Annotated in this window: 5 protein-coding genes; 3 read left to right on the top strand and 2 right to left on the bottom strand. The window is 67.3% G+C overall.

The features are described from left to right. The coding region (locus OXU32_11740; protein MDE0074623.1) for a TonB-dependent receptor at nt 1-2,630 on the bottom strand (2,630 nt) is incomplete at its 3' end. Between the two features lie 64 nt (nt 2,631-2,694). Next, the gene (locus tag OXU32_11735; protein MDE0074622.1) at nt 2,695-5,733 is read right to left on the bottom strand and encodes a hypothetical protein; all 3,039 of its coding nucleotides are present in this window, start codon (nt 5,731-5,733) and stop codon (nt 2,695-2,697) included. A gap of 388 nt (nt 5,734-6,121) precedes the next feature. Between OXU32_11735 and OXU32_11730 the strand changes: the two genes are divergently transcribed. From OXU32_11730 to OXU32_11720, 3 genes are all read left to right on the top strand, one after another. Then, entirely contained in the window at nt 6,122-9,091 is a 2,970-nt protein-coding gene (locus tag OXU32_11730) for a glycosyl hydrolase (GenBank protein ID MDE0074621.1), read from the top strand. A 27-nt stretch (nt 9,092-9,118) separates the two neighbouring features. Continuing rightward, entirely contained in the window at nt 9,119-9,619 is a 501-nt protein-coding gene (locus OXU32_11725; GenBank protein ID MDE0074620.1) for a hypothetical protein, read from the top strand. Between the two features lie 160 nt (nt 9,620-9,779). Then, nucleotides 9,780-10,613 carry a 3'-5' exonuclease gene (locus OXU32_11720; protein ID MDE0074619.1) on the top strand — a complete coding sequence of 278 codons (834 nt, stop codon included), beginning with the start codon at nt 9,780-9,782 and terminating at the stop codon, nt 10,611-10,613. The last annotated feature ends 32 nt before the right edge of the window (nt 10,614-10,645 follow it).

Here is a 10,645-nt window from a genome sequence, read left to right as displayed (position 1 = left end):
GAAACGCAGATCGTGCAGCCCTGTAAGTAGTTAGCCGATTTCCTGCCGGGATTTGACCCTCCGGCGATGCGCCTGAACATGACCTGCCCACCCTTGAACTCGCCTCGGGCGGAGATCTGGAGGTTGTTTCCGATCCGGACCGCGCTGGAGACGGTCCAGTTGAGTTCCGGGAACACCGGCCCGATGAAGACTCTGCGGCCGAAGCGCGGATCCGGATCCTCGGCGTATACGGGCTCGGCGATCTCGTCCGGGTTGGTCACCTGGAAGTCGAAGTAGGATGCCAGCGGGTAGCCCTCGCGGGCCCAGATCCGGCCCCCGATCTGAACCGCGTCGTCATCGCCCAGATCGATGACCTCGGACTTGTTCGTGGCGAGGCCCAGACCCAGCTGCCACGAGAGATTGCGGGTGCGCACGGGCTCGGTATCGAGCCCCACTTCGATCCCCTTGTTGTCGATCGTGCCGATGTTCAGGAGCTGTGACCCCTGGAAACCCAGGGTCGGATCCAGCGCAACGGGCACCAGGGCGTCCAGAGTCCGCTGGTAGTAGTAGCTGAAGTCCAGGCCCACGCGTCCGTCCCACGCGCTCATCTCGAAGCCGGCCTCGATCTCGCGGGTGCGCTCCGGTCCCAGGGCGGCATTCCCCAGGTTCTGCGGGCTCACGCCGGGCTGGCCGGTCTTGGTCTGGATCGGCGACCACACCCTCTCGGCGTCGAAGAAGCCGGGCGCCTTGCCGGACTCTCCGAAGGCCACCCGGAGCTTCGTCACCTCAAGCGCCGCGGGCCAGAAGGCTTCATCGGAGATGACATAGGAGCCCGAGAGCTTGGGATATGTCTGGAGGCCGAAGTCGCTGCCGAATGCACTGTTGCCGTCCACGCGCAGACCCCCGGTCAGATAAACCCTGTCCGCAAAGCCGAGCACTTCCTGGACGAAGAAGCCCGCGTTGACCTCCCGGAGCCGGTTTTCGACCACCTGCCGAACCGCTCCGGAGGTGAGGGTGGGCTCCTGCGGACCGGCAAACGTCGTCGAGAGGCCGTGCGTATGCCTGACGAGGTTGTCGAAGACCGCGAATCCGGCCGACGTGTTCGTCGCAATCCCGCCCACATCGGCGCGGTACGTGGTACGGAAGTCGATGGTCTTCGTCTCGGTTCGGAAGCCGGCGAGCCCCCGCTCGCCCCTCGGGACGAACCAGGAGCCGAATGGCGTGTCCGCGATGTGCTCCTGTTCGACGTAGTCGAAGCCCAGGGCCGCTCTCATCTCCAGGGCCGTCGTCGGCTGATAGCCGAAGTCGATGCCGGAAATCCAGTGAGTCTGGTGGTCGTCGAAGTCGAGTTCGAGGACCAGTTCGTCCTGGTCCTCGGTGTAGTCCCTGCTGCCCCGCAGGACGTTCAGCATGAAGCCCTCCGCCTCGCCCCCGTTGGCGATCCAGTCGACCCGCCGCCGGCTGAGGTGGTTGTTGAAGCCGATGGTGATGGCGGAGCTGGGGGCGAAGGAAGTGTTCGCCCGCACCGTCCACTCCCTGGACTGCTGGTCAGAGGGGAAAACGCCCTCGTCACCGAGCCAGCGGCCCGACAGGAAATAGGTCAGCTCGTCGCGCCGCCCCCGGGCCGACAGGTTGTACTCCTGGAAGTAGCCGTAGTCCAGCCACTGGTCGAGGAAGATGCCCTCGGACTCGGGGCCGTAGGTGTTGAACCATGCCTCCGAGGGCCGTCCATGCGGCCCCCATTGGGCCGGCAGGTGGGAGACGCCCTGCGTGATCTTCGCATCCCAGACCGTAACGCCCTGCTGGAGACCCGTCCCGGACTTGGTGAAGATCTGGATGACGCCTCCCGCAGCCTCCGTGCCGTAGAGCGTGGTCGCAGCGGCCCCCTTGATCACCTCGACCCGGGCGACGTCCTCCGGGTTGATGTCGTTCAGGGGCGAGCTTCTCTGACCGGGGGTGCTCGCGGTCGTGAGGCCTGGCAGGGGTCCCGACTTCGGGGGTATGTAGTGCCCGCTGTAGACGCGGATGCCGTCCACGTAGATGAGGGGTTCGTTCTCCTGGGTTATGGAGTTCACCCCGCGGATGCGGATGGTGGCCCCGGAGCCGGCATCTCCTCCGGTATAGAGGATGTCCAGGCCGGTGGCACTGGCCGCCAGGACGTCGTCCATCGTCTTGATGGCGCGCCCCCGGACATCCTCGGCGTTGATGGCCGAGATGCTGTTGCCGACCTCCCGGCGGCCGACGGCACCGGCCGTCCCGGTCACGACGATCTCGTCGAGATCGATGGCCCGCGGCGTCAGGGCGAAATCGGCCACCGCGGCCTGGTCGACCTGGACGGTGACCTCCTGGGTCTCGGTCGGGTAGCCGAGCAACATCACCTGAACCTGGTGGGTGCCGGCGGGCACTCCGAGGATCAGGTAGCGGCCCTCGCCACCGGCAAGGCTTCCGATCTGGGTGCCCACCAGGAAGACCTGGGCCCCGACCAGGCCCCGTCCGGTGGTGGCATCGGTCACCTGCCCCGTCACGGTCCCGGTTTGAGCGGCGCCGTGCGCGGGCACCGCCAGAAGGACCAGTACCGCGGCGCACACCTTGAGCAACGTTCTCAAGGCCTGCGCAGAGAATACTCTGCGATAAACGTCTGTCCAACTCATGAGTCCCTCCTTTCGTGGGTCCTTCCGGGCGCCATGAACCGGTCACGGCCCCGTCACGGGCCGGCTAACCTGCAGCTCCGGTCCGCGCCTCCTCCTCTGACAACTCTTCCACCGCGTCGGCCAGCGAGCTCTCAAATGCCGCGTAGCGCTGCCGGTGGGTTGGGGTGGGTGGGTAGAGGCTTCCCGGCCTCACGCCGTTTCCATTGAATTCAGCCGCGAGCCCGTAGATGTCGCGGAGCAGCGTCTCGAGACGGTCGCGCCCGCTTCCGTCGGCCAGCTCGTCGAGCGCTTCGGCGCGTCCGAGCGCGTCGAAGGCGCGCCCCTGCAGCGCCAGGAGCTCCACGAGGAAGCGCTCCCGTTCCTCATGATCTCCTTGCGCGATCATGGGCATGAGCGGATCGGGTCTCACGACGACATCGCCGGTAATCGGGGCGTCTCCGGCCTCGAGCGTCACGCGGTAGGTGCCGGGTGCGACGAAGGGTCCCCTCGGGGTCACCGGGTGGGGAAGCACGCCCGGCGGTCCGGGCAGCGGCGGATCTCCCACTTCGACCAGCCCGAGAGCGGCATCGTACGGCGGCGGTTCGTGACGCAGATCCCAGACGACCCGGTGAATGCCGGGGGATGCGGGCCCCTCCAGCGTGCGCACCGTCTCACCCTGGCCGTTCGCGACCGTGACGCGCACGGCAGGCGCGGTGTCGCCCAGGTAGTAGCTGATGACCGCGCCGAAGGGCGGGTTTTCGCCCACGAACTCGTGGTTGCCGCGGTACATGTCGTCCTTGCGGAACTGGAATATCGTCGCTGGCTGGATGGTGAAGAGGTGTGCGTCGGCGTCCGCGACGGCGGCCGACCACTGCACGAGCGGGGTCAGGTCGTCCAGAATCCAGATGCCGCGCCCGTGGGTGGCCACGACCAGGTCGTCGTCCCGGGGGTGGATTACCAGGTCGTCGTAGAGCGTGGTGGGAAGATTCGAGCCGAAACTCACCCAGTTCGCGCCCGCATCGCCGGAGGCGAACAGGGCATGCTCCGTGCCCAGGAACAGCAGATTCGGGTTGCCCGGATGCTCGCGGATGACGTTGACCGACCCCGAGGGCAGCCCTTCCATGAGGGGCTCCCAGGTCCCGCCGAAATCCCCGGTGCGGAAGACGTAGGGAGCGAAATCGCCTTCGCGGTGCGCGTCGAACGTGGCATAGGCGACGCCGGCCCCCGTGACCGATGCGACGACCCGGCTGACGTAGGTTCCGTCCGGGACGCCTTCCACGTTCCGCCCCACCTCGGTCCACGTCGCGCCACCGTCCCGCGAGACCTGAAGGTTGCCGTCGTCGGTACCGGCCCAGAGCACGTCCCGGTCGAGCGGAGACTCGGCGATCGCGACGATCTCCCCGAACGAACCGGTGCCGTCGTTCCTCGCGAGCGTGATGTCCTCCCCGCGGACATCCATGATGCGCAACGTATCACGGTCGACCTGCCGGCTGAGATCCTCCGTGCGTTCCCAGGAAATGCCCCTGTCCCGGGAGACGAAGAGGCGGTTGCCTCCGAGGTAGATGACATCGGGGTCGTGCCGGGAGAGCAGGGTCGGCGTCACCCAGTCGAACCGATACTCCTCCTCGCCCGCGGGTGGGTGCGGCTTGAGGGCCAGGATGTCGCCCGTCTCGGCATCCACGCGGGTGAGCCTGCCGCCGTTCGCGTTGGAGTAGATGAAGCGGTGGTTCGTGGGATCGGGCTGGTGGTACATCCCGTCTCCGAACTCGATCTGCGCCCAGTCGTCACGCAGGATCCCGGACCAGTGGCGCGTGGCGCTGGGGACCATCCAGGAGTGGTTGTCCTGGAGGCCTCCGTAGATGTAATACGGGTCGCGCATGTCGACGCCGACGGCGTAGTACTGGGCGATCGGCAGGTTGTCGATCTTCATGTACAGTTCGCCTCGGTCCCAGCTCTCGAAGAGGCCGCCGTCGGTGCCCACGTACAGGTGTCGGGTATCGGTGGGATCGATCCACAGCGCGTGCTGATCAGGCTTGACGCCCACGTCGTAGGTGGGCGGCCTCCCGATCTGGGTCCAGGTATGGCCGCCGTCCTCGCTCCGCCACGAGTACCTGGCCAGGGTATAGACGCGCTGGTCGTTTTCGGGGTCGATGAAGATCTTGCTGTAGTACATGGGCCGCTCGTTGCGGCTGTGCACCCGCGTCCAGGTCTCGCCGCCGTCCTCGCTGCGATAGACGCCCTGGCCGGCGCTGTCCGCCTGGATAATGGCGTTCAGGACCCGGGGGTTGGAGCGGGAGATGGCCAGGCCGATGCGCCCTTTGTCGCCTGCAGGCAGACCGTTGGTGAGCAGGCGCCAGGTGCGGCCGCCGTCGGTGGTCTTGTGGATTTCGCTCCCCGGTCCGCCGCCGTTGAAGCCCCAGACGCGGCGTTGCCGTTGGTAGGCGGCGGCGAACAGCGTGTTCGGGTTCGCAGGATCCATGACGAGGTCCACGACACCGGTCACCGTATCGATGAACAACACCTGCTCCCACGTCCGCCCGCCATCCGTGGTCTTGAAGACACCGCGCTCGGCACTCGCCGCCCAGAGGTTGCCGAGGGCCGCGACATAGGCGATGTCCGGATTCTCCGGGTGGACCTCGATCTCCCCGATATGTCGCGTGTTCTCGAGCCCGAGGTGCGACCAGGTGCTCCCGGCATCGGTCGAGCGGTAGACGCCGTTCCCCCACGAGGAACTCTGGCGGTTGTTCTGCTCGCCGGTCCCCGCCCAGACGACGTCCGGATTCGAAGGGGCGATGGCAACGTCGCCGAACGTGCTGACCGGCTGGTCGTCGAAGACCGGGGTCCAGGTCGTCCCCTTGTTCACCGTCTTCCACAGCCCGCCGGACGCGCTGGCTACGTACAGGGTCGAGGGATCGCCGGGCACCCCTTCGATGTCGTGGATGCGGCCACCCGTGACGGCAGGGCCGATGGAGCGGAAGCGCAGGCCTTCCAGGAGTTCGGGCGTAAGCGTGGCGGGTGCCACGGTGCCGGGCACCGCGGCGTCAGGCTCTCCCCCGCAGGCCAGTCCGGCGAGCAAAAGGATGATCGAAGATACGACTACGGGACGGACCACGGTGAGGCGCATCTTCAACCTCCAAACTGCGATGCACCGCAAAGCGGATACCGGGACACGCGGTCGATCCCGGCAGCCGGGCTACCAGGGAGGGCGGGGAGGGGATGTCCAACAGGGCACTACAGCGAGGGAGATGAAGACCAAGCCGGGGTGTCGCCCGCCTTCCGACACCCGGGTTGGCATCTCCCCTTCCATCCGTTCCTGCATCGAGACGACCAATATTCAAGCTAGGTGTCGAACCTCGACGGCGCGAATCCACGACCTGTGTCGGCGGCGCCGGCCTCCTTCCTTGCGCCTCCGGAGCATCCGTGGGAATCTTGGATGTGGGGGAGCTTCCGCCGTTGTGAAGATCAGCCGGGCGGTCCTGCCCTCCCCCTCCCGCTGGACAAGGAGTGCCCCGATGTCGACCTGCCGAATCTCCCCTTCCTGGTACGCAGTTTCCTTTCTCGGTTTCGTGCTGCTGGCCCTTGCGCCATCGGTCTTGGCGCGGCCCCTTCTCGGCCAGTCTCCGGCCCCCGTCAGCACGGCGGACCTGCAGGCCTTCCAGCCCCGTGCCATCGGGCCCACGGCCGCGGGCGGCCGCATACACGTGGTGCAGGCCCTGCCGGACAATCCATCCACGATCTTCGCGGCCACGGCGTCGGGTGGTCTCTGGAAGACCACGAACCGCGGCCACACCTGGACGAACGTCTTCGAGGCCATGCCCGTGAGCACCTTCGGCGACGTGGCCATTGCTCCGTCGGATCCCCGGATCGTGTACGCCGGAACGGGAGAGCAGAACAACCGGCAGAGCACGTCCTGGGGCAACGGGGTCTACCGCTCCGACGACGGGGGCGACAGCTGGCGGCACCTGGGACTGGAGGAAACCCGCCACATCGGACGGGTCACGGTGCACCCCGATGACCCGGACGTCGCCTGGGTGGCCGCGCAGGGCAACCTCTGGAGCGGGTCCGACGAGCGCGGTGTCTACAAGACAACCGACGGCGGCAACAGCTGGCGCAAGGTGCTCGCCGGAGCGAACCAGTGGACGGGCGCGACGGACCTGGCTCTCGACCCGTCGAACGCCGACGTCGTCTACGCCGCCATGTACCAGCGCCTGCGCCGGGCCTGGGGCTTCAACGGCGGAGGGCCCGGAAGCGGGATCTTCAGGAGCTCCGACGGAGGCGAGAGCTGGACCGAGATCACCGAAGGGATCCCGGCGGGCGACAAGGGGCGGATCGGCCTGGCGGTAACCGCGAGCGATCCATCAGTGGTGATGGCAACCATCCAGCACGGTACGGACGAAGGGACCGGGACGTACCGCTCGGAGGACGGCGGGGACAGCTGGAGCAAGGTGAACGACCTGAATCCCCGGCCCATGTACTACTCGAAGATCTTTATCGACCCCAACGAAGCGGACCGGGTCTACATCCTGGGCGGCAGTGCCTTCAAGAGCGAGGACGCCGGCCGGAGCTTCGAGCTGATCGCGGAGACGTTCACCTACGACGTGGGCGTCCACGGGGACCACCACGCGCTCTGGATCGATCCGAGCGACCCGGATCACCTGTACCTGGCGGGGGACGGCGGCTTCTACGAGACCTACGATCGCGGGCAGACTTTTCGGGCATCCTACAACCTGCCGATCGCCCAGTTCTACGACATCGGCGTGGACATGCAGGATCCCTACCAGGTCTACGGGGGATCGCAGGACAACCACTCGTGGATGGGTCCTTCCCGCACCCGTCACTGGATCGGGATCATCGACGACGACTGGAGACAGATCGGCTTCAGCGACGGGATGTACTGGCAGCCGGATCCCACCAGCCCCCGTTACGCCTATGGCAACTCCCAGAACGGCGCCTATACCCGGGTCGATACCGAAACCGGCGACATCCTCGACATTCGTCCCCGCCCGCCCGAGGGTGAGCAATACCGCTTCGATTGGGTCTCGCCGAGCCTGGTGTCGCAGCACGATCCGCAGCGCGTGTACGTAGCCGGGAACCGCCTCTTCATCTCCCCGAACCGGGGCGAGAGCTGGCAGCGGACCGAGGACCTGACCCGAGCCATCGACCCTGACGCCCTGGAACTCATGGGCGTGCGCGGGACGGACATAGGGATTTCGAGGAACGATGGGGTGTCGAACTACGGTTCGATCGTCACCATCGCCGAGTCCCCCCTGGACCCCGACATCCTCTGGGTGGGCACCGACGACGGCAACGTCCAGGTCTCCCGCGACGGCGGCGATACCTGGACGGAGGTGGGCCGCAACGTTGAGGGCGTCCCGGACGGCACCTATGTGAGCCGGGTGGTGGGTTCGGCCGCCGCGCCCGGCACAGCCTACGCCACCTTCGACGCGCACCGAGACGGGGACTTCGAGGCCTACGTGGCCCGGACCACGGACTTCGGCCGCACCTGGCAGTCGCTGGCCGCCGGTCTGCCGTCGGGCTCCGTGAACGTATTGGCGGAGCACTCCGACAACCCGGATGTGCTTTTCGTCGGCACCGAGCACGCCGTTTTCGCCAGCGCCGACGCGGGCGCCAACTGGGCGAAGGTGCCCAATCTCCCGACGACCCTCTACGACGACCTGCTGATCCACCCCCGGGAGAAGGACCTGGTGCTCGGGACCCACGGACTGAGCGTCCTGATCCTGGACGACACGCGATACCTGGCGGAATGGACCGCGGACATAGTCTCCGCACCGCTCCACCTCTTCTCCATCCGGGACGGGACCGTTTTCAGCTACCGGAAGGATACCTCGTACAGGGGCAACGCGGAGTTCCACGGGAGGAACCCTGACGACGGGGTTGCCGTCACCTACCGGATCGGATCCGGTAGCGGCGGAGACGCCACACTGACCGTCAGGGGCCCCGGTGGCGGAGTGGTCCGGGAGATGCGGGTCCCCGGAGAAGCGGGCGTACACAGGGTAAACTGGGATCTTCGCCACGGCGTGCCGTCCGACCCGATGGAGACTTGGGAACGCCAGGGCTCCCCCGAGCTTCCGCGGACCATCGAGCGGCGAGGGCCGTTCGTCTCCGCGGGCACCTACGCGGTCACCATCGCGGCCGGGGGCGAGGAGCGGACCCGTGAAGTCAGCGTCGAGCTGGATCCGATGATGGCCGACCTGATCACCCCGACCCAGCAGCGGGGTCGGGAGACCTTCCTGTTGGGCCTGCTCTCGACCCTAAACCGCATCGAGCAGGCTCGGGAGGGGGCTTCGGGCCAAGCGAACCAGGAACTGGCCGGTCTTCAGCAGCAGGCGCAGAGCCTCTACGTCGCGCTGAACGGGGAGGCCGTTCGACCCGGCTCCCTCTATCCGCCCACCGAGGGACACCGGGCCCTGAAACGGCGGCTCGAGGGACGGCTCGACGAGATCCTGCCGCCGGGTCAGTAGCCGAAGAGCATCTCGAGGAAGGACCTGATGAGGGCACTGATGACCGCAGGAAGGACGGCGGTTTTCCTGCTGGCCGGCTGCATCGCCTGGGCGATGGCGGGCTGTTACTCGTATCGCGCCGTGGAGGGAGTACAGGGCATTGCTCCCGGATCCCGGGCGCGGGCCCTGCTCACCCGCTCGGGTCAGGAGAGCTTCGAGATGCGGACGGGCCGGCAGAGTCCGAACCCCGAAGGTGAGGTCGTGGGGTCGGACTCCGACAGCCTGTACGTGGTGGTGGGTTCCGCGGTGCTGGCCCGCGCGGGCCAGGCCTTCGGAACGGGTATCGACACGGTGGGCATCCCGTTGGGCCACATCGCCGAACTGCAGCAGAAGGAGCTGAATTCGCGCATGACCGCGGTCCTCGCAGCGGCTGGAGGAATCGCGATAGGCGCCATCGTCGTCTGGCGCTTCAGAGTCGCGGGCGGGTCGACTCCCACGCGTACCGTAGCGCCCCCCGGAGATGCGTTCGTGCCCCGCCCGGTGCCGTGAATCGGGATCAGCCGACAATCTTCCGGACGAGCCGATCCGCCGCCAATCTGGCATTGCGGCTTTGCCGCTGCCAGACTCAACGCTCCCGGAATCGCACCCGGGCGGGGCGGCCGCCGGATGTGCGCGCCCGCGCCGCCGAAGCCCCCTTGACCCATCGCCCATGGATCCTGCGCTCCCCATCAGCCTGGCCCGTCCCGTCGCCTTCCTCGACCTCGAAACCACCGGTCTGAACCGCAGCGAAGACCGCATCGTCGAGCTGGCGCTGCTCATCCTGTATCCGGATGGCCGGGTCGTGGACAGGGTTCGCCGCTTCAACCCGGAAATCCCCATCCCCGCCGAAGCCTCCGCGGTCCACGGCATCAGCGACGCCGACGTTGCCGGTGAAGAGCCCTTCCACCGCCGGGCGCGCAGCCTGGCCGGCCTGCTCGAGGAGTGCGACCTGGCCGGGTTCAACATCCGCGGCTTCGACCTGCACATCCTGCTCGAGGAGTTCCGGCGCGCGGACATTCCCTTCGACGTGAAGGGCCGCCGGCTCATCGACGCCCAACTGATCTTTCACCGGGAGGAACCGCGCGACCTGGCCGCCGCCGCCCGCTTCTACCTCGAGGAGGATCACGGTGAGGATGCGCACACGGCCCGGGGCGATGTCCTCATGACCGCCCGCGTCCTCGCCGCGCAGCTCGCCCGCTACCCGAATCTTCCCGACGACATCGACGGGCTCCATGCCTACTGCGACGAGTTCAGGCCTTTTCTGACGGAGTTTCAGAAGTGGTTCTCGGGCGGCGACCTCGAGAGCTACGTCTTCGCCCGCGGCAAGCATCGGGGGACGCGCCTCTCGGAAGTGGCGGCGAACGCGCCCGACTACCTGGACTGGATGCTGACGGCCAGCGACATGCCGGACGACGTGCTCGAAGCGGTGAGCCAGGCCCTCGAGCGCTTCAGCGGGCGTGCACCGTCCGGGGGCGGCGCGGAACCTCCCGAGTGGGGATTCTGACGGTCGTCGGCTTGCACCGAACCGGCGCGGAT

The organism is Gammaproteobacteria bacterium (assembly GCA_028819075.1).
Lineage (GTDB): Bacteria > Gemmatimonadota > Gemmatimonadetes > Longimicrobiales > Gaopeijiaceae > BD2-11.
Note: the sequence above shows the minus strand (reverse complement) of the source record. Positions and strands in the feature narration are given on the sequence as shown.